General features: G+C 73.7%; 19 protein-coding genes. 14 read left to right on the top strand and 5 right to left on the bottom strand.

All coding sequences use genetic code 11. From position 1 onward, the window contains the following. The first annotated feature begins 10 nt into the window (after positions 1-10). From AB0J76_RS19800 to AB0J76_RS19785, 4 genes are all read left to right on the top strand, one after another. Positions 11-2332, top strand: a complete 2322-nt coding sequence (locus tag AB0J76_RS19800; RefSeq protein ID WP_352326171.1) for an NHLP family bacteriocin export ABC transporter peptidase/permease/ATPase subunit — start codon at positions 11-13, stop codon at positions 2330-2332. A 52-nt stretch (positions 2333-2384) separates the two neighbouring features. Beyond that, positions 2385-5312: an NHLP bacteriocin export ABC transporter permease/ATPase subunit gene (locus AB0J76_RS19795; protein ID WP_352326170.1), complete on the top strand. Its 2928-nt coding sequence runs from the start codon at positions 2385-2387 to the stop codon at positions 5310-5312. Positions 5313-5331: 19 nt separating this feature from the next. After that, positions 5332-5658, top strand: a complete 327-nt coding sequence (locus AB0J76_RS19790) for a YciI family protein (RefSeq protein WP_352326169.1) — start codon at positions 5332-5334, stop codon at positions 5656-5658. 69 nt (positions 5659-5727) lie between these two features. Next, positions 5728-6072, top strand: a complete 345-nt coding sequence (locus AB0J76_RS19785) for a YciI family protein (protein ID WP_352326167.1) — start codon at positions 5728-5730, stop codon at positions 6070-6072. Positions 6073-6094: 22 nt separating this feature from the next. Here AB0J76_RS19785 and AB0J76_RS19780 read toward each other — a convergent pair whose 3' ends face one another. Genes AB0J76_RS19780 through AB0J76_RS19770 form a run of 3 tightly spaced genes read right to left on the bottom strand, consistent with a single transcriptional unit; the run spans position 6095 to position 8387 of the window. Continuing rightward, entirely contained in the window at positions 6095-6280 is a 186-nt protein-coding gene (locus AB0J76_RS19780; RefSeq protein ID WP_352326166.1) for a hypothetical protein, read from the bottom strand. Next, a complete protein-coding gene (locus AB0J76_RS19775) occupies positions 6277-7134 on the bottom strand; it encodes a methyltransferase domain-containing protein (protein ID WP_352326165.1) in 858 nt (285 codons plus the stop codon). Before AB0J76_RS19775 ends, AB0J76_RS19780 begins: the two co-directional genes overlap by 4 nt. Beyond that, positions 7131-8387 (bottom strand): cytochrome P450, encoded by a 1257-nt coding sequence (locus AB0J76_RS19770; protein ID WP_352326164.1) that lies wholly within the window; start codon positions 8385-8387, stop codon positions 7131-7133. Before AB0J76_RS19770 ends, AB0J76_RS19775 begins: the two co-directional genes overlap by 4 nt. Before the next feature lie 306 nt (positions 8388-8693). On the opposite strand from AB0J76_RS19770, the gene AB0J76_RS19765 reads away from it, so the two are divergent. From AB0J76_RS19765 to AB0J76_RS19755, 3 genes are read left to right on the top strand one after another with little or no spacing between them, the layout of a single operon-like run. Further along, positions 8694-9068, top strand: a complete 375-nt coding sequence (locus AB0J76_RS19765; protein ID WP_352326163.1) for a hypothetical protein — start codon at positions 8694-8696, stop codon at positions 9066-9068. Positions 9069-9108: 40 nt separating this feature from the next. Then, positions 9109-10065, top strand: coding sequence for an ABC transporter ATP-binding protein (locus AB0J76_RS19760; protein ID WP_352326162.1), 957 nt, complete (start codon positions 9109-9111; stop codon positions 10063-10065). Then, a complete protein-coding gene (locus AB0J76_RS19755) occupies positions 10062-10919 on the top strand; it encodes an ABC transporter permease (protein ID WP_352326161.1) in 858 nt (285 codons plus the stop codon). Before AB0J76_RS19760 ends, AB0J76_RS19755 begins: the two co-directional genes overlap by 4 nt. 13 nt (positions 10920-10932) lie before the next feature. Here AB0J76_RS19755 and AB0J76_RS19750 read toward each other — a convergent pair whose 3' ends face one another. Beyond that, the gene (locus tag AB0J76_RS19750; protein WP_352326160.1) at positions 10933-12177 is read right to left on the bottom strand and encodes a cytochrome P450; all 1245 of its coding nucleotides are present in this window, start codon (positions 12175-12177) and stop codon (positions 10933-10935) included. 51 nt (positions 12178-12228) lie between these two features. Here AB0J76_RS19750 and AB0J76_RS19745 point away from each other — a divergent pair, with 51 nt between their 5' ends. Genes AB0J76_RS19745 through AB0J76_RS19730 form a run of 4 tightly spaced genes read left to right on the top strand, consistent with a single transcriptional unit; the run spans position 12229 to position 15830 of the window. Next, positions 12229-13473: an FAD-dependent oxidoreductase gene (locus AB0J76_RS19745; protein WP_364390054.1), complete on the top strand. Its 1245-nt coding sequence runs from the start codon at positions 12229-12231 to the stop codon at positions 13471-13473. Next, complete coding sequence (locus AB0J76_RS19740; protein ID WP_352329719.1) at positions 13470-14393, top strand: Rieske 2Fe-2S domain-containing protein; 924 nt, start codon at positions 13470-13472, stop codon at positions 14391-14393. The genes AB0J76_RS19745 and AB0J76_RS19740 overlap by 4 nt, the downstream gene beginning before the upstream one ends. Further along, complete coding sequence (locus AB0J76_RS19735) at positions 14390-15217, top strand: alpha/beta hydrolase (RefSeq protein WP_352329721.1); 828 nt, start codon at positions 14390-14392, stop codon at positions 15215-15217. Before AB0J76_RS19740 ends, AB0J76_RS19735 begins: the two co-directional genes overlap by 4 nt. Further along, positions 15195-15830, top strand: a complete 636-nt coding sequence (locus AB0J76_RS19730; RefSeq protein ID WP_352329723.1) for a VOC family protein — start codon at positions 15195-15197, stop codon at positions 15828-15830. The genes AB0J76_RS19735 and AB0J76_RS19730 overlap by 23 nt, the downstream gene beginning before the upstream one ends. On the opposite strand, the gene AB0J76_RS19725 is transcribed toward AB0J76_RS19730, so the two are convergent. Further along, positions 15813-15974, bottom strand: coding sequence for a hypothetical protein (locus AB0J76_RS19725; RefSeq protein ID WP_352329725.1), 162 nt, complete (start codon positions 15972-15974; stop codon positions 15813-15815). The genes AB0J76_RS19730 and AB0J76_RS19725 overlap by 18 nt on opposite strands. Before the next feature lie 164 nt (positions 15975-16138). On the opposite strand from AB0J76_RS19725, the gene AB0J76_RS19720 reads away from it, so the two are divergent. The 3 genes from AB0J76_RS19720 to AB0J76_RS19710 all read left to right on the top strand — a co-directional run bounded on the left by AB0J76_RS19720 (position 16139) and on the right by AB0J76_RS19710 (position 19013). Beyond that, positions 16139-17515 carry an NAD(P)/FAD-dependent oxidoreductase gene (locus AB0J76_RS19720; RefSeq protein ID WP_352329727.1) on the top strand — a complete coding sequence of 459 codons (1377 nt, stop codon included), beginning with the start codon at positions 16139-16141 and terminating at the stop codon, positions 17513-17515. Continuing rightward, complete coding sequence (locus AB0J76_RS19715; protein WP_352329729.1) at positions 17512-18060, top strand: hypothetical protein; 549 nt, start codon at positions 17512-17514, stop codon at positions 18058-18060. Before AB0J76_RS19720 ends, AB0J76_RS19715 begins: the two co-directional genes overlap by 4 nt. 116 nt (positions 18061-18176) lie before the next feature. Then, on the top strand, positions 18177-19013 hold the full coding sequence (locus AB0J76_RS19710; RefSeq protein ID WP_352329731.1) for a hypothetical protein: 837 nt from the start codon (positions 18177-18179) through the stop codon (positions 19011-19013). Positions 19014-19099: the final 86 nt, after the last annotated feature.

The raw sequence follows: 19099 nt of genomic DNA, 5'->3' as shown, positions 1-19099 counted from the left end.
CGGAGGAGGGATGCGTGACCACGACCAGCGCCCCCGGGAGGGACGTGTGACCACCACCGGCGTCCCCGAGCAGGGGCATGCGGACCGCCCCGGGGAGGCCGCCGCGCCCGCTCCCCCGGCGGCCCCCGTACGGCGGCGGCGACGGTGGAGGTGGCGGCGGCGCACGCCGACGGTGATCCAGATGGAGGCCGTGGAGTGCGGGGCCGCCTCGCTGGCGATGATCCTCGGCTACCACGGCAAGTTCGTGCCGCTGGAGGAGCTCCGCTCGGCCTGCGGCGTCTCCCGCGACGGCGCCAAGGCCTCCAGCGTGGTGGCCGCCGCCCGCCGGTACGGGCTGATCGCCAGGGGCTTCCAGATGGAGGCCGCGGACCTGCGCTCGCTGACCGAGCCGGCCATCGTGTTCTGGGCGTTCCAGCACTTCATGGTCCTGGAGGGGGTGCGCAGCCGGTTCGGCAGGAAGGCCGTCGCGGTCAACGACCCGGCGAGCGGCCCCCGGATGATCGACTGGGACGACTTCGACTCCGGCTTCACCGGCGTGGTCCTGACGTTCGAGCCGGGGCCGGACTTCCAGCCCGGCGGCCGGCCCGCCCGGGTCGGGCAGGCCCTGCTGGCCCGGCGGATGCCGTCGGGCCGGGCGCTCCCGCTGGTGCTGCTGGCCAGCCTGCTGCTGGTCGTGCCGGGCATCATCGGGCCGGCGTTCAGCCGGGTGTTCATCGACCGGATCCTGACCGGGCGCGACCCCGGCTACCTGGTGCCGCTGCTGTTCGCGATGGGGGTCACCGCGGTCGTGGTGTTCGTGCTGACCTCGGTGCAGCGGCACTACCTGCTGCGGCTGGAGATCCGGCTCGGCCTGGTCAGCTCGGCCCGCTTCTTCCGCCATCTGCTGCGGCTGCCGGTGGAGTTCTTCCTCCAGCGCCGTCCGGCCGAGGTGGCCAAACGGGTGCAGGCCAACGACGGCGTGGCCGAGATCCTGTCCCGGGACCTGGCCGTCACGCTGGTGAACCTGGTCCTGGTGCTGTTCTACGCGGCCGTGCTCATCCGCTACGACCTGCTGCTCGGGCTGGTCGGGGTGTCGATGGCGCTGCTGAACATCGCGGTCCTGCGCCAGGTGTCGCGGGCGCGGACGGACGCGGTGGCGGCGCTGCGGGCCGACCTGGGGAACCTGACCTCCACCACGTTCAACACGCTGCAGCTCGTGGAGACCGTCAAGGCGACGGGCGCCGAGCCGACGGCGTTCCAGCGCTGGGCCGGGTTCCTGGCCAAGGCGGTCACCGCCAAGCAGCGGCTGGGCGTGGCCACGGCGACGCTGACCGTCGTGCCGCCGCTGCTGGCCGGCGTCAACAGCGGGCTGATCCTGCTGATCGGCGGGCTGCGCGTGGTGGACGGGGTGATCAGCGTCGGCATGCTGGTGGCGTTCCAGACGCTGCTCACCGCCCTGTCCAGGCCGGTCACCCAGCTCACCAACCTGGGCGGCCAGTTGCAGGACATCTCGGCCGACATCTGCCGCCTGTACGACGTCGAGAAGTACCCGATGGCCAGAACGTTCGAGCGGGCCGCCGGCGGCGGCGAGCAGGCCGACCCGGGCGGGCGCCTGGACGGGCGGCTGGAGTTCGCCGACGTGACCTTCGGCTACAACGCGCTCGCCGCCCCCGTGATCAGGAACCTGTCGTTCACCGTGGTGCCGGGCCGCCGGGTGGCGATCGTCGGCAACTCCGGCAGCGGCAAGTCCACCGCCGGCAAGCTGGCCGCCGGCCTGTACACGCCGACCGGCGGCCGGGTGCTGCTGGACGACCGGCCGCGCGACGACCTGCCGCGGGCCGTCGTGGCCGCCTCCGTCGCCTACGTGGACCAGGACATCACCCTGTTCGAGGGCACCGTGCGCGACAACCTGACGTTGTGGAGCGACGACGTGCCCGACGAGGTGGCGGTCTCGGCGCTGCGCGACGCGGCGCTGTTCGACCTGATCGCGGCCCGGCCCGGCGGCCTGAACAGCCGGGTGCTGGAGGGCGGCAGGAACCTCAGCGGCGGCCAGCGGCAGCGGCTGGAGCTGGCGCGCGCCCTGTCGATCCAGCCCACGCTGCTGATCCTGGACGAGGCGACCAGCGCCCTGGACCCCGAGACCGAGCGGACCATCGCCGACAACCTGCGCAGACGCGGCTGCGGCTGCCTGATCATCGCGCACCGGCTGTCCACCGTGCGCGACGCCGACGAGATCATCGTGCTCGACCGCGGCGAGGTGGTCGAACGCGGCAGGCACGCCGAGCTGCTGGCGCTCGACGGCCACTACGCCGAGCTGCTCAGGAGCTCGCGCAAGAACGGCGACGCCGGATGACGGGACGGATGACAGGGCGGATGACACGGCGCATGACACGGAGGGTGGCGCAGTGCTGAAGGTGGCCGGTTTCGCCCCGTTCTTCACCGACGCCGCCACGCCGGTGGACTACTCGGCGGAGAACCTGTTCGTGGTGTCGGGCGTGCACGAGGTGCTGCTGGTGGAGGAGGGCGCGGTCGACCTGTTCGCGGTGCGGCTGGAGGGCGGCCGTCCGGTCGGCCGGTGGCACTACCTGTGCCGGGTCCGGCAGGGCACGCTGCTGCCGGGCTCGCCCAAGGGGCCCCGGCACGGCATCGTGGGCCGTCCGGTGCTCGGCACCCGCGTCTCGCGCCTGCCGCTGGCCAGGCTGGGCGAGCTGTCGGGCACCAACCGGTCGGCGACGATGTCCACCGCCGAGTACGGGCTGGCCGTGCGGCAGTTCGTCCGCGGGCTGGAGGCGGGGATGATCGCGCTGGCCACCGCCCTGCGCGACGCGCTGCCGCCGCGCGAGTTCGTCCCGCTGCTGCCCGACGCGGTGACCGAGCTGCCCGCCGGGCGCGCGGCCCGGTCGGTGGACGGCGTGCGGTGGATGACCGTCGAGGCGGGCGCGGTCGAGATGCCCGACGGGGTGGCCGGCGTGCTGACCGCGGGCGCCGAGCTGGCGGTGACCGAGCGGGACTGGCTGGTCGCCGACGCGCCCGCCCGGCTGCGCGCCCGTTCGACCTGGCAGTTGCTGGCCGACGAGACGATCTGGGCCCGCTGGGTCGAGCACGCCATCCGTTTCCTCTACACCGTGGACCGCCGGGTCGAGCGGCGGCGGGCGCAGGAGCTGGAGGCGTTGCGGCGGCGCAAGGAACGCGAGGCCGGCACGACGCGGGCGGCCCGCCGCGGCTTCGACACGCTGCTCCGCGACACCGAGGCCAAGGTGCGCCTGGCCGACGTCACCGCCGACCCCCCGACGCTGGCCGCGGCCAGGCTGGTGGCCTCGCACGGCGGGTTCACCGTGACCGCGCCGCCGCCCGGCCAGGCCAGGGGGGCCGACCCGCTGCAGGCCGTCGCGCTGGCCTCCGGGGTGCGCACGCGCTCGGTCCGGCTGGACGACGGCTGGTGGAAACGCGACATCGGGCCCATGGTGGGCTACCGGTCCGACGACGGGACGCCGGTGGCCCTGCTGCCGATCGGCTCCCGGTACGTGGTGGCCCAGCCGGGCCACAGCCGGGTCACGCCGGTCACCAAGGCGGTGGCCGCCACGCTGAGCGGCAAGGCCGACGTGCTGTACCAGCCGCTGCCGCGCGAGGTGCGGACCGTGGCCGGGCTGCTGCGCTTCGGCCTGGCCCGCAACGGCCGCGACCTGTGGGTGCTGGCCTCCCTGGGCACGCTGGTGGCGGTCATCGGCCTGCTGGTGCCCGCGATGACCGGGCTGGTGCTGGGGACGTTCGTGCAGCGGGCCGAGCGCGACCTCATCGTGCAGGGCGCGGCGCTGGTGATCGGCGGCGCGCTGGTGGCGGGGGCGCTGTCGATCGTGCAGAACGTCGCGGCCCTGCGCATCGAGGGCCGTTCGTCGGCCCGGGTGCAGGCGGGCGCGTGGACGCGGCTGCTGTCGCTGCCCGTCACGTTCTTCGGCCGGTACTCCACCGGCGAGCTGGGCACGACCGTGCTGGGCGTGAGCGCGGCGCAGGAGACGCTGTCGGGCGTGATGACCACGGCGACGCTCGGGCTGTTCGGCGGGCTGGCCAACCTGGCGCTGGTGTACTTCTACGACGTCGGCCTGGCGCTGCTGGCGACCCTGCTGGTGCTGGCCGGCGTGCTGGTGTGCGCGGTCGCCGGCTTCTTCGAGGTGCGCCTGCAACGCCGCCTGTACGAGCAGGAGCAGCGGCTGTCCTCGCGAGTGTTCCAGCTGCTGTCGGCGGTGCCCAAGCTGCGCGTGGCGGCCGCGGAGGACCAGGCGTTCGGCGTGTGGACGCGCGACTTCATGGCCACCAGGACCACCTCGGCCGCGGCCCGGCGGCTGCAGAACGTGGTGACCACCTTCAACGCCGGGTTCCCGCTGGTCTGCTCGGTCGTGATCTTCGCCGTGGCCGCCGGGCCGCTGCGCGGGCAGCTCCCGATCAGCGCGTTCCTGGCCTTCTTCGCCGCGTTCAGCCTGCTCATCGCCTCGGTGCTGCAGTTCACCGGGGCGGCCATCACGGCCATGGGCGTCGTGCCGATGCTGGAGAAGCTGGCGCCGGTGCTGGAGGCCGAGCCGGAGGACCACGCGGGCAAGGCCGACCCCGGTGACCTGTCGGGCCGCGTCAGCCTGTCGCGGGTCTCCTTCCGCTACGGCGAGGACGGCCCCGCGGTGCTCACCGACATCGACCTGTCGATCGAGCCCGGCGAGTTCGTCGCCATCGTGGGCCCGACCGGCAGCGGGAAGTCCACGATCCTGCGCCTGCTGCTCGGCTTCGAGCAGCCCGACGTCGGCTCGGTCCTCTACGACGGCCAGGACCTGGGCGAGCTGGACCTCGGCGCGGTGCGCCGGCAGTGCGGCGTGGTGCTGCAGAACGGCGCCCTGCTGGCCGGCGACATCAGGCAGAACATCGTCGGCAGCACGAACCACACCGTCGACGACGCCTGGGAGGCGGCGGCGATGGCCGGCATCGCCGACGACATCACGGCCATGCCGATGGGCATGCACACCGTCCTGTCGGAGGGCACGAACACGCTCTCCGGCGGCCAGCGGCAGCGCATCATGATCGCCAGGGCGCTGGTCTCGCGGCCCCGCATCGTCTTCTTCGACGAGGCGACCAGCGCCCTGGACAACCCCGCCCAGAACGTCATCGCCGAGAGCACGCGGCGGCTCAACGCCACGCGTGTGGTCATCGCCCACCGGCTGTCCACCATCCGGGACGCCGACAGGATCCTGGTGCTCGACGGCGGGCGCATCGTCCAGCAGGGCACCTACGACGAACTGCTCACCGAGGAGCAGGGGCTGTTCGCGCGGCTGGCGCGGCGGCAGATGTGAGCGCACGGGAGGAGCCGTCATGGAGTTCGCGCTGCTGATCCACGGGCCGGAACGGGCCTGGGCAGAGCTGCCGGAGCAGGACCGCGCCGCGCTGTTCGCCGCCTACCTCGACTTCGGGCGGCAGCTGCGGGAGTCCGGCGTCACGGTGCTGTTCGGCGCGCGGCTGGCCCGCCCGGACGCGGCGAAGGGGGAGCCGCGCGAGGACGGCCGTCCGGAGCTGGGCGGCATGTGGATCCTCGACCTGCCCTCGGAGGAGGCGGCGCTGGAGTGGGCCGGACGCCTGCCGGCCGGGCCCGGCGACCGGGTCGAGTTACGGCGCTGCGACCGTGGAAGGATGTCACGATAGTGCCGACCGGGGCTCTGCCCGCACCCCACCACGCCTTTGGGGCAGAACCCACAGGGAGGTAGACGACTCATGGACTTCGTGCTGCTGATCCACGGCGACGAGACGCTCTGGGACGCCTTCAGCGAGAGCGAGCGGGAGCGGATGGCCGAGGCCCACCGCCAGTTCGGCCGGGCGATGGCGATGGCGGGGGTCAAGGTGAAGTACGGCGCGGGGCTGACCAGGTCCAGGGAGGGCAAGCTGGTCAGGCCGGACGGGCCCGCCGTCGACGGGCCGTACGCGGTCGGGCGGGAGCAGATCGGCGGCATCTGGGTCATCGAGGTCCAGTCGGCCGAGGAGGCCGAGTCGTGGGCGCGCAAGATGCCCTACGCGCCCGGCGACATCGTCGAGGTGCGTCCCTGCGACCCGGCCTCCTGAGGGGCCGGGCCCCGGGCCGCCCTCAGTAGCGGGCTCTGCGGCTGAGCAGCACGCCCACGGCCAGGAACAGCAGGCCGGCGGCGCCGTACACGATGGCCAGCGAGGTCGAGGGCGGCTTCTCGCTGGCGTTCACGACGGCCAGCCCGAGGCCCACGATCGCGCTGATGTAGCTGAAGATCGCGATGAAGATCTTCCAGAACGGACTCATGACGTGCTTCCTTCCGACGGGTGCTGAGCCGGTCCGTACGGTGCGGTCCCGGCGACGACGAAGCCGAGCAGCATGACCCAGGCGTCCGGGTCGGCCAGGAAGCGCCGCCAGCGGTCGGCGGCCAGGGCCAGCCCCGCCATCGGCAGCGCGCCCGAGGCGACGAGCGGCGCCAGGCGTTCGGGCCCCAGGTGCGGGGCGAAGGCCGCGGTGGGGTGGGTGTCGTTGGTGGTGGCGAACGGGCGCAGCACCACGTCGGCGAACCCGCCGCGGCGCAGCAGCCGGGTGAGCTTCCTGCCGATCCGCCGGTCGCCCCCGGCGCCGCGCTGGGCCTGCGCCATGGTGGCGTGGACGGAGGCCAGCTCCGGGTACATCGGGTCGGTCAGCCCCCACAACATGCTGTCCACCTCGACGACCACGATCCGGCCGCCGGGACGCAGCACGCGCAGCGCCTCGGCCAGCATCGGCGCCGGGTCGCCCACGTGCTGCAGTACGTACCGCAGCAGCACGCCGCCCACGCTGCCGGTACGCAACGGCAGCCGGGCGCCGTCGGCGGTGACCAGCGGCGCGCCGCAGCCGCCCGCGTTGCGCAGCAGGGCGGCGTCCACGTCGAGCGCGATGACCGGCAGTCCGGGCTCGGCGGCGCGCAGCCTCCGGGTGACCGCGCCGGAACCGGCGCCGAGCTCCAGCAGCGGGCCCTGGCCGGTCAGTCCGAGGTCGCGCATGATGCGCAGCTCCTCCTCGAAGGAGAGCGCCGCCTGGGCCTCCAGCCGGGCCAGTTCGCCCGCCACGCCGCCCCAGGTGGTGTTGGCGGCGTCGTAGGAGCCGGTCGGGCGGTCCTTCAGCGGGCCCTTCACCGGGGCCTCGGGGTCATCATCAGGCCGTGCCGGGGCCGCAGCGTGACCAGCGCCTCCGGCTCGACGGGGAAGCCCGGCACCAGCTCCATGCGCAGCCCGCGCAGGATCACCGCGAGCACGAGCGTGGCCTCGGCCAGCGCGAAGTGCCGTCCGACGCAGATGCGCGGGCCGCCGCCGAAGGGCAGGTACTGGTGGCTGAGCAGCCGGGCGGCCCGGTCGGGGTCGAACCGCTCCGGCCGGTACGCCTCCGGCTCCGCCCAGTACCTCGGATCCCGGTGCAGCACCCACGGGCTGACGCACACCAGCGACCCGGCCGGTACGTCATAGCCGTCCAGGACGTCGTCGGCCGTCCCGCGGCGCGAGATCAGCCAGACCGGCGGGTAGAGCCGCATGGCCTCCTGGACGGCCTGCCGGCATTGCCGCAGCCTGGGCAGGTCGGCGGCGGTGGGCGAGCGGCCGGCCAGCACCTCGTCGATCTCGGCGTGCACGGCATCGGCCGCCTCCGGGTTGCGGTCGAGCAGGTGGAGCGTCCAGGTCAGCGACTTGGCGGTGGTCTCGTGCCCGGCCATGACGATGGTCAGCACCTGGTCGCGCAGGTCGGCGTCGGACATCGCGTGCCCTTCGGCCAGCAGCGCGCCGAGCAGGTCGTCGCCCGCGCCGCCGGCCCGGCGGGCGGCGATGATGAGCCTGGTGACCCGGTCGAGGAAGGCCCGCGCGCGCAGGAAGCCGGCGTGCCGGGCGGCCGTGTCGGCCGGGTCGGGGTCGTCGCCGGGCACGTAGTGGCCGATGAAGCGGTTGACCGCGTCCACGGCGCGGCCGAAGCCCGCGCCCGCGACGCCGATGTCGGTGCCCAGCATGGCCTTCACGATCACGGTGAGGGTGAGCGAGGTCAGGTCGTGGTCGACGCGTACGGGCCGGCCGCCGGCCCAGTGGGCCACCAGGTTCTCGGCCGCCTCCACGATGACCCGGTCGAACCGGTCCACCTCCGCGGGCCGGAACGCGGGCGCGCACATCCTGCGCTGGGCCGCCCACTCGGCGCCGTCGCTGGTCAGCAGGCCGTTGCCGAGCAGGGGGCGGAGCATGTCGTCGTCCGGCGTGCGTTCCTTGGTGTAGGCGGCGCCGTTCTCCTTCAGCACGTGCCTGGCCAGGTCGGGGCGGTTGAGCATGTAGACCGGCTCGCCGTCGGCGTCGTGGCGGGTGACGTCGCCGAGGGCCGCCATGGCGGTGACGAACTCCAGCGGAGCGTCGCGCATGGCCCTCAGGCTCTGGGTTCCGGCGGGTCCCGGCGGCACCCGGGGGGATACGTACGTCCCGGACATGGGTTCTCCCGATGGCTTACGCAGACGAATATTCTCGATACGCATTTCCGGCCATCGAATACGTATATCGCTTCGTATTGTTCCGGTCGGCGTATTTGCAGAGTACCTTTTAAGCAGAGGGCTCTCAATACTTAATCCAGGGCCCCGGAAATTAAGTCTAGGCACTGCGAATTCGGCTGTGTAAGACTCCGTTCCGAGACGGCGCACCGCGCCGAAGGGGAAAAGCTCCAGGAGGACGCAATGGCCCTGAACCCCAGAGAGCGGACCGAATTCGTCAACGCCTACACCCGAGTCCTGATCACCGCGTGGTCGAGCGAGGAATTCTCGGCGAAACTGGACGGCAACCCCCGTGAGGCGCTGGCCGAGGCCGGCCTCGAGGTTCCCGCGGGCGCCCAGATCACCCTCGTGCGCAACGTTCCCGACGGCCACCACGACACGAACCTCGACGTGCAGGTCTCGCTGTGGGAGCGCGGGCTGGAGACCGGGACGTTCGAGTTCCACATCCCCGAGACGCCGCAGATCGACATGGCCGAGCTGAGCGAGGGCGACCTCGACTCGATCGCGGCCGGCGTCGACGTCAACTGCTGCTGCTGCCCCTGCTGCTGCTGCACCTGACGCCGGGAGCCACGCACGCCAAGAGGAGGTAGAGGAGATCATGTCCGACGACCAGGCGAACCCCGTCCACGTACGGGGGCTGCGCAAGCAGTACGGTCCCGCTCTCATCCTGCAGGGTGTGGACCTGGACGTTCGTCCCGGAGAGGTGTTCGCCTTACTCGGCCCCAACGGCGCGGGCAAGACGACCACGGTCGAGATCCTCGAAGGCGTGCGCAGGCGTTCGGGCGGCGACGTGCGAGTCCTCGGCCGTGACCCGGCCGAGGACGCCCCGCAGTGGCGGGCGCGGCTCGGCATCGTGCCGCAGACGACGGGCGCCTACGCGGACCTGACCGTCCGCGAGGTCGTCGAGCACTTCGCCGCCTTCTACCCCGCGCCGCTGCCCGCGGCGCAGGTGATCGGCATGGTGGGCCTCGGCGCCAAGGAGCGCAAGCAGGCCCAGACCCTCTCGGGCGGCCAGCTGCGCCGCCTGGACGTGGCCGTCGGCGTCGTCGGCGACCCCGACCTGATCTTCCTCGACGAGCCGACCACCGGGCTGGACCCGGAGGCCCGGATGGAGGCGTGGGACCTGGTCCGCTTCTTCGCCGACCAGGGCAAGACGACCGTGCTGACCACCCACTACCTCGACGAGGTGGAGGCGCTGGCGCAGCGCGCGGCCGTGATCGTGGCCGGCCGGATCGTCGAGACCGGGCCGGTGAGCGAGCTGGGCGGCCGGCGTGACACGCCCGCCGCGGTGAGCTTCACACTCACTCCCGAGCTGAGCGCGGCCGGCCTGCCGGACCTGCCCGCGGGCACCGCGCTCGACCCGTCCTGCACGCCCGGCGTGCCCGGCGGCACGCTCACGCTGCTCACCCACACGCCCACGCGGGCCCTGGCCGCGCTGCTGCCCTGGGCCGCGCACGCGGGCGCCGACGAGCTGCCCGACCTGCGCGTCCACCGGCCCACGCTGGAGGACGTCTACCTCAAGCTGATCCGCGAGAACCAGGGGGCCCAGGCATGACCAGCTCGAACGCGATCGTGGCCGAGCAGGGCCGTCCCGTGCGCGCGCCGGGCGGCGGGTCGGGGCTGTGGCGGGCGTCGGCGGCCCGTTCGTCGGTGGAGCTGAAGTCGTTCTTCCGCAACCGGCAGTCGTTGTTCTTCACGCTGCTGCTGCCGATCGTGCTGCTGCTGGTGCTCGGCTCGATCTTCTCCGGCACGGTCCCCGGCACGCACACCGACTTCAAGCAGATGTTCGTGGCCGGGATCATCGCCTGCGGCATCATGAGCGTCAGCTTCAACGGCCTGGCCATCAACATCGCGATCGAGCGGGACAACGGCATGATCCGCCGCCTGGCCTCCTCGCCGATGCCGAAGACGGCGTACTTCGTCGGCAAGATCGTCCGGGTGGTGGTGACCGGGGTGCTGGAGGCGGCGATCCTGCTGGGCGTCGGCGTCGCGCTGTTCCGCCTGCCGCTGCCGCCCGACGCCGGGCACTGGCTGACCTTCGCCTGGGTGCTGCTGCTCGGGGCGACGTCCTGCTCGCTGCTGGCGGTGGCCTTCAGCGCGATCATCCCGAACGCCCGCTCGGCCGCGGCGATCGTCACGTTGCCGTTCCTGGTGCTGCAGTTCATCTCCGGGGTGTTCTTCCCCTACAGCGAGCTGCCGGCCTGGATGCAGAGCCTGGCGGCGTTCTTCCCGCTGAAGTGGATGACGCAGGGCCTGCGCTCGGTGTTCCTGCCGGCCGACTTCGCGGTGGTGGAGCCCGCCGGCGCGTGGGAGCTGGGCAGGACCGCCGCGGTGCTGGGCGGCTGGTGCCTGGCGGCGCTGCTGCTGAGCCTGCTGACCTTCCGCTGGCGCGGCGCCAACGTCCGCTGACCGGGGAAGGGGCTCAGATGGCGAGGGTGAAGCCGGTCAGCCTCCTGGGCACCAGGCCCGGCGCCCAGGCGGGCGGCTTCCCCGTGCGGCGCAGCCCGGGATACCGCTCCAGCAGCCCGCTCAGCAGCAGCCCGCCGGCCTGCCTGACCAGCGGCGCGCCCAGGCACAGATGGGTGCCCGCGCCGAAGGCCAGATGGGGGTTGGGCGAACGGGTGACCAGCAGCTCGTCGGGCCGGTCGAAGACCGCCGGATCGCGGTTGGCCGCCCCGACCAGGGCCAGCACCCTCGCCCCGGCCGGGATCACGCCGCCGTCCAGCGGGACCGCCTCGGTGGTCACCCGGGCGGTGAACGGGATCGGCGACTCCAGCCGCAGCAGCTCGTCGACGGCCGCCTCGGCCGCCTGCGGGCCGCCGTCCCTGATCAGGCCGGCGGCCTCTTGGCGCGGCAGCAGCCAGTGGAGCGCGTTGCCCACCATCTCGGCCAGCGGCTTCCATCCGCCGACGACCGTGAGCGCGGCGATGCCGAGCATCTCGGCCCTGGTCAGCCGGTCGTCGGCGGCCAGCCGCCCGAACGGCGAGCCGCCCGGCCCGTTCCCGGCGGCTCCCGCGGCTCCGGCGGCTTCTGCGGCCTCTGCGGCCTCTGCGGCTCCGGCGGCTTCTGCGGCGGCGTCGGCGCGCTCGCCGAGGAAGCGGGTGAGCTCGCCCATCGCGGCCCGCCCGGCCGCGGCGGCCTGCGGCCCGGCCAGCGGGTCGAGGTTGACCGACACGCGGGCGGCCAGCCCGGCGAAGGCCGGCACGTCGGCGGCCGGCAGGCCGAACAGCCTGGCCAGCACGCCGGTGGCCATCGGCTCGCCGAGGTCGGCGGTGGCCTCGAACTCCTCCCGGCCGGCCAGCCCGTCGAGCACCGCGCCGATCCCGGCCTCGATGTCGCCGGCGATGCCGCGGATCGCGGCCGGGCCCATCAGCAGCGCGCCGGGCGAGCGCAGGCGCTGGTGCTCGGGGGGATCGGTGGTCAGCATCGACGGCGGCAGCTCGTCGTCCCTGACCCGCTCCCGCTGCCCGAGCGCGGCCGAGAAGCGCGGGTCGCGCAGCGCGAGCGCGCAGTCGGCGTGCGCGGTCAGCAGCCACATGCGCGAGGTGACGTCGAAGTGCACGGGATCGTGCTCGCGCAGCCAGCGGTACGCCGGATACGGGTCGAGCCGCCCGCGAGGAGAGAACGGGTGCGCCAGGTGGCCGGGCAGCGTTCGGGGTGCCGTCATGGCGTCTCCTCGTGATCAGGCCGAGGACAAACTACTACAGAGGATGTGCCGGTGGCAGAGCTTGACGTCGTCGTGATCGGCGCCGGGGTGAGCGGGCTGGCGGCGGCCGCGCGGCTGGCCGCCGCCGGGCTGGCGGTCACGGTGCTGGAGGCCAGGGAGCGGGTGGGCGGCCGGATCCGCACCCACCGGCCGACCCTGCTGGAGCTGGGCGCGCAGGTGATCCACGGCGACCGCAACCCGATCGCGGCGCTGCCCGGCCTGGCGGCGCCGGTGCCGGTGCCGCGGCGCGCGGCCCGGGTGCTGCTGCCCGGCGGGCCGCGCCCGCTGACCGCGCTGCGGCCCACGCCGCCGCTGCTGGAGGAGCGGCTGACGTCGGGCGCGGCCCGGGAGCCGCTGCGCCGCCTGGCGGGCGCGAGCCCCTGGGACGTGCCGGTCGCGACGTGGCTCAAGGAGGAGACCGCGCAGTGCCCGCAGGCCCTGGAGCCGGCGGCGGAGTGGTTCCGGCAGAACTGGGCGGCCGAGCCGGAGGCGCTGAGCGCGCCCGCGCTGGCCGCGCTGCGCCGGGCCGACCGGTCGGGGCGGGGCGAGTTCGCGCTGCCCGGCGGCTTCGACCGGCTGCCCGCGCGGCTGGCCGAGGGGCTGCGGGTGCGGCTCGGCGACGCGGTCGTCCGCCTGTCCTGGAGGCCGGGCCGGGTGCGGGCGCTGACCGCCGCGGGGCGGGCGGAGAGCGCCGCCGCCGCCGTGGTGACCGTGCCGCCGCCGGTGGTCGCCGAGGGGCGGCTCGTGCTGGACGACCTGCCGGTGCGCAAGCAGGCGGCGGCCTACGAGCTGCGGCCCGGCGACGCCTGGTGCGGGCTGGCCGTCCATCCCGTGGCCGCCCCCGAGTCCGTCGTGGTCTTCGACGCCGGCGGCCGTCTGGGGTTCGTCAGCACGACCGCCGGGCGGCCCGAGGTGCTGGTGATGGCCAAGGGCCGGGCCGCCGCGGCGGCCCGGAGCGCGTGGGCCGAGCCGGGCGGCCTGGCCGCGCTGCTGGCCCGCGCCCTGCCGTGGACCAAGGGGCTGAAGGCGGAGGTGGTGGTGTCCGACTGGGGCGCCGACCCGTGGGCGGGCGGCGCGTACACCTACCCGGGTGTGGGGACGTTGTGGGCGTCCCCGGCCTGGGCCGAGCCGCTGGGCGGGACGGTCTTCTTCGCCGGGGAGGCCACCGTCGGCCTGTCCGGCCCGCCCATGGCGCACATGGCGATGGCCAGCGGGGAGCGCGCGGCCACAGAGGTGATTGGGGCGCTGGAGAGATGACGGCCGGCAACGGGGAGCTGCACGGCGGGTGGTTCCTGCTCGCCCTCGACGACGAGATCGGCCCGGGGATCACCCCGCTGCGGCTGGGCGGCGCGCGCCTGATGGCGGTGCGCGACGGCGAGCGGATCCGGGTGTTCGAGGCCACCTGCCCCCACCGGGGCGCCCATCTGGCCCACGGCGGCAAGCTGGACGGCGACTGCGTGATCTGCCCCTTCCACGGCAAGCGCGTCTCGCTGGGCGACTCCGGCCGCCGCTGGTCGGTGGGCGAGCTGCGGACGCTGCGGGCCGGGGCGGCGCTGTTCGCCCGGCTGTCCGGCGACCCCGGCGACGACCGCGGCTTCGAGCAGGTGATCAAGCAGGCGGCCGAGGACCTGGTGATCGTGGCGGCGGTGAACCAGCCGGTGACGGTCCCGGCCGAGTACGTCGTCGAGAACGCCTTCGACGCCCAGCACTTCGGCGCCGTCCACCTGGTGCCCTCGGTGCGCGGCATGCGGGTCAGCATGGGCGGGCACGACGAGCTGGTCATCGAGGGCGAGTTCCGGACCAAGGCGCCGCCGTGGGAGCGGGAGCGGCGGCTCGACTTCGCCTCCCGGTTCGTGGCCCGCGCCTACAGCCCGCACCTCGTGGTGACCGAGCTGGGCACGGAGTCGGCGCCGTACACGATCGTCACCGGCGCGGTGCCGGACGGGACCGGCTGCGTGGGACGGGTGGCCATCGGCGTGCGGCCGGACCGGCGGGACTCGCTGCCCGCGCTCGTGCACGGCGCCCGCTACGCCTTCGACCAGGACCGCGTCGTCTGGGACCACCTGGACACCGGCGCCCCGCAGCGGCTGGACGCCGGCGACACCCCGGTCATCGCCTTCCGCCGCTTCTGCCAGGGCTTCGCCCCCGTCCCCGCTTCCGCCGGAGCGTCCTCATGAGCCTGTACGTGCGCTCGACCGGCGAGGGCCGGGCCGTGTTGTGGATCCACGGCTACACGATGGACGCCTCGGTGTGGGAGCCGCTGTGGAACCTGCTGCCCGGCTGGCGGCACGTCGGCGTGGACCTGCCGGGACACGGGCGGTCCGGGCCGCTGCGGCCGGGCACGTCGCTGCCCGCGCTGGCGGCCGAGCTGGCCGGGCTGGCCAGGGCGGAGTCGGCCACGCTGGTGGTGGCCGAGTCGATCGGCTCGATGATCGCCCTGCAGCTGGCCGTCGACCACCCCGGCGACGTGCGCGGGCTGATCGTCGGCTCCCCGACCATCGCCGGCGCGCCTCCCGAGCCGGGCACCGCCGAGCGTTACCGGGCGCTGGCCGGGCTGGCCCGGATGGGCGCGGACGGCGAGCAGCTCGCCGACCTGTGGATGTCCTCGCCGCCCGACATCTTCCGCGGCACCGAGGACCATCCCGGGCTGCGGGCCGGGCTGCGGGCGATCGTGGCCCGGCACTCGTGGCGGGAGCTGCGCGACGGCGCGATGCACGGGCTGAGCAGGCACGTGCACACGGTGGAGGACCTGCGCGGCATCCGGGCGCGCACCCTGGTGGTCGTGGGCGACCGGGACATGCCGACGTTCCGGGCCGGCGCGGCGCTGCTGCGCGAGTCGGTCCCCCGGTGCCGCACGGTCACCGTCCCCGGCGCGGGACACCTGTGCCTGATCGAGCGGCCCGAGGTCGTGGCGCCGCTGGTCGCCGCGCACCTGCGGCTGTCGGCCCTGGGAACCGACGAGACGGAGGAGGCCGGGCGTGCCGATTCACGAGCACTATGAGCCGGGCGAGCCGTGCTGGGTGGACTACGGGGCGCTCGACCCGGCCGGCGCGCGGGCCTTCTACGGGGAGCTGTTCGGCTGGACCTTCCGCGAGGAGGGCGGCTACTCCTTCGTCGAGCTGGGCGGCCGGGTCGTGGCCGGTTTCGGCCGGGTGCCGCCGGGCCTGCCCGCCTCCTGGAACACCTACCTGGCGGCCCCGGACGTGGACGCCCTGGCCGTACGGGTGAAGGAGCTGGGCGGCAGCCTCGTCCTCGGCCCGATGGCGGCCGGCGAGGACGGGCGCGTGCTGTTCGCGACCGACCCGGCGGGGGCGGCCGTCGGCTTCTGGGAGGGGCGCCGGCCGGCCGGGATCGTGCTGGCCGGCGAGCCCGGCACGTGGTGCGCCCACGAGTTGTGGTCGGCCGGCGCCGCGTTCTACCGGGACCTGCTCGGCGCCGCGCCCGCGGTCCGCGAGGGGACGGGGGCGCGGCCGCGGTGGATGACGTTCTTCGCGACCGCCGACCGTGCCGCGACCGCCGCGGCGGCGGCCCGGCTGGGCGCCACGACCGCCCCCGGGCATCCCCGGGCGACGATCGTGCGCGACCCGTGGGGGGCCCTATTCGCGCTGACGTGACCGGCCGGACAACACGAAGAACAGGGCCACGAGGACGGCGCCGGCGATGACGACCACCGAGCCGACCGTCTTGCCGATCAGGAAGGCCACGACCACCGCGGCGGCGTAGACCAGGGGAACGACCAGCCGGAGGTTCAATCCCATGCGCGCTCCTTGCAGAAAGACGGAACGGAACTCAGACGCATCATCGGACAGGCCGGGCCGGCGGTCCAGAATAACGCCGGAATATACGTATCGGCCTACGTATTGGGCCCCGCACGCCGGGCCCGTCGCTGCGTAATACGTATCGATTATCGGAAGGGCTCGTGATGACCAGGGTATTAGTGATCGGCGGCGGCCCGGCGGGCTCGATCGCCGCGACTCTGCTGGCTCGTAATGGAATGGACGTCCGGCTGCTGGAACGCGAACGTTTTCCGCGTTACCACATCGGCGAGTCCGTCTCGCCGTCCTGCCGGACGATCATCGACTACGCCGGGGCGCACGAGAAGGTCGAGGAGCGCGGCTATCCCGTCAAGGAGGGCCTGCTGCTGCGCTGGGGCGCCGAGCGCGACTGGACGGTGAACTGGGCGGCCACGTTCGGCCCCGAGGTGCGTTCCTGGCAGGTGGACCGGGACGACTTCGACCAGGTGCTGCTGGACCACGCCGCCTCCCAGGGCGTGGAGGTGATCCAGCAGGCCAGGGTCAGGCGCGTGCTGTTCGAGGACGGCCGCGCCTGCGCCGCCGAGTGGGACCGCGGCCTGGAGCGCTTCGATCACCTGGTCGACGCCTCCGGACGCGCCGGGGTGCTGTCGGCGCAGCACTTCCGTGACCGGCGACCGCACGACGTCTTCAGGAACGTCGCGATCTGGGGCTACTACCAGGGCGGCGGCCTCCTTCCCGGCACGCCGGGCGGCGGCATCAACGTGATCTCCGCGCCGGAGGGCTGGTACTGGGTGATCCCGCTGCGCGGCGAGGTGTTCAGCGTCGGCTTCGTCACCCACCAGACCCGCTTCCTGGAGCGGCGCCCCCACCACCGGTCACTGGAGGAGATGTTCCACGCGGTGGTGGCCGAGTCGCCGGCCGTGGCGGGGCTGATCGGCAGGTTCACCGGCCCGGTGCGCGTCGAGCAGGACTTCTCGTACGCGGCCGGCTCCTTCTGCGGCCCCGGCTACCGCATCGCCGGCGACGCCGCCTGCTTCCTCGACCCGCTGCTGTCGACCGGGGTGCACCTGGCCATGTACAGCGCCCTGCTGGCCGCGGCCTCGATCACGGCCGCCGAACGCGGCGAGGTGAGCGAGCAGGAGGCCCTGGGCTTCTACGAGTCCCTGTACCGCAACGCCTACCAGCGGCTGCTGACCATGGTCTCGTCGGTCTACCGGCAGTACCGCGGCCGGGCCAGCTACTTCTGGCTGGCCCAGCACCTGGTCAGGGGCGAGCGGTCCGGCCACGCGTTCGCCGCGATCACGGCCGGGCTGTCCGACCTGACCGACGCCACCACCGCCGGCGGCACCGCGCCGATGAGCGAGCTGGTGGCCGCCGCCCACGACGCTGGGCTGCGCGCCCTGCGCGACGTCACGCCCGCCGGCAGCACCCTGGCCCCCATGCGCATGGACGCCAACGACCTGTACGACGCCGCCACCGGCCTCTACCTGACCGCTCACCCCCGGCTCGGCATCAGCCGCTCACTGACGAGGACGCCTCGATGAAGTCACTGGTCCGCCTGCTCCTGCCGCTCGCCTTGCTGGTGGCCCTGCTCTCCCCCGGCCCTGCGACGGCCGCCCGCACGTCCACCGCGCCGGTCGGGCAGGCGGAGGCCATGCGGCGGCTGTCGTTCATGATCGGCACGTGGGCCGGGACGGGGTGGACCGTCACGCCGTCCGGCACCCGGCAGGAGTTCCTGCAGACCGAGCGGGTGCGCTGGCAGGCGGGCGACCTGGTGATCTCGGTCGAGGGCCAGGGCCGCGACATGGCCGACCCGCGCACGATCGTGGACAGCGCCCTGGCGGTGATCAACTACTCCGAGGCGACCGGCCAGTACCGCTGGGAGGCGTTCTCCCGCGGCTACGTCACCACGGTGGTGCCGGTGGTCGGCGACGACACCTTCCAGTGGAGCCTCCAGACGCCCGGCTACACCAGCCGCTACACGCTGACGTTCACCGGCACCGCCTGGCACGAGATCGGCGAGACCACCGTGGACGGCGGCCAGACCTGGCACCAGAACTTCCAGATGGACCTGCGCCGGCTCTCCTGACCCCTGCGCACACTTGTACAAATGTAACACTGAGCGAAAATTTGGTAGCAATGAGTGCATAGTCCCAGTTCAGCCGGGTACCGCGACTCCATGAGCTCCTCGTTTTGGAGGAAACCGTGGACATCAATATTGGCCAAGGCCTGACGGACGCCTGGCGACAGGTCGCCACGTTCGTGCCCAGGCTGGTCGCGTTCCTGGTGATCCTGATCATCGGGTGGATCGTGGCGAAGGCGCTGCAGAAGCTCGTGGACAAGATCCTCGACCGCGTCGGGTTCGAACGCGCGGTGCAGCGCAGCGGCGTCCAGCGCTGGCTCGAAAGCAGCCGGTACGACGCCAGCGGGCTGCTCGCCAAGCTCGTCTACTACGCGATCCTGCTGATCACCCTGCAGATCGCCTTCAGCGTCTTCGGGCCCAACCCGATCTCGGCGCTGCTCAACGGGGTGGTGGGCTGGCTGCCCAAGGCCGTGGTCGCCATCGTGATCATCGTGATCGCCGGGGCGATCGCCCGGGCCGTCCGGGATCTCGTCGACGGCGCGCTCGGCGGGCTGTCCTACGGGCGCTGGCTCGGCATCGCGGCGGCCGTCTTCATCTGGGCGCTGGGCATCATCGCCGCGCTCAACCAGATCGGCGTCGCCACGACCGTCACGACCCCGGTGCTCATCACCGTCCTCGCCACCATCGGCGCGATCATCGCGATCGGGCTCGGCGGCGGGCTCGTCCGCCCGATGCAGCAGCGCTGGGAGCGCTGGATCGGCCGGATCGAGGCGGAGGCGCCGCAGGCCAGGGCGCACGCCGAGGCGTACCAGCGGGGGCGTGAGGACGCTCGCACGATGGCCCGTCCCGCCGAACCGGCCCGCACCACACCCGGCGCGCCCGGCACGACCGGCCCGACCGGCCCGACCGCGGGCCCGACCGGCGGGGCCACCCGCGCGGACCTCCCGCCGGAGACCTGAGCTCCGTGTGACCGGGACAAGCGCCCGGTCACGCGGACCCCTCACGGACGGCCGACCGGCGGGCCTGAGCCCGGCGGCCCTGCCGT

This window comes from Nonomuraea sp. NPDC049624 (assembly GCF_040675255.1).
In the GTDB taxonomy this organism is placed as follows: Bacteria; Actinomycetota; Actinomycetes; order Streptosporangiales; family Streptosporangiaceae; genus Nonomuraea.
Note: the sequence above shows the minus strand (reverse complement) of the source record. Positions and strands in the feature narration are given on the sequence as shown.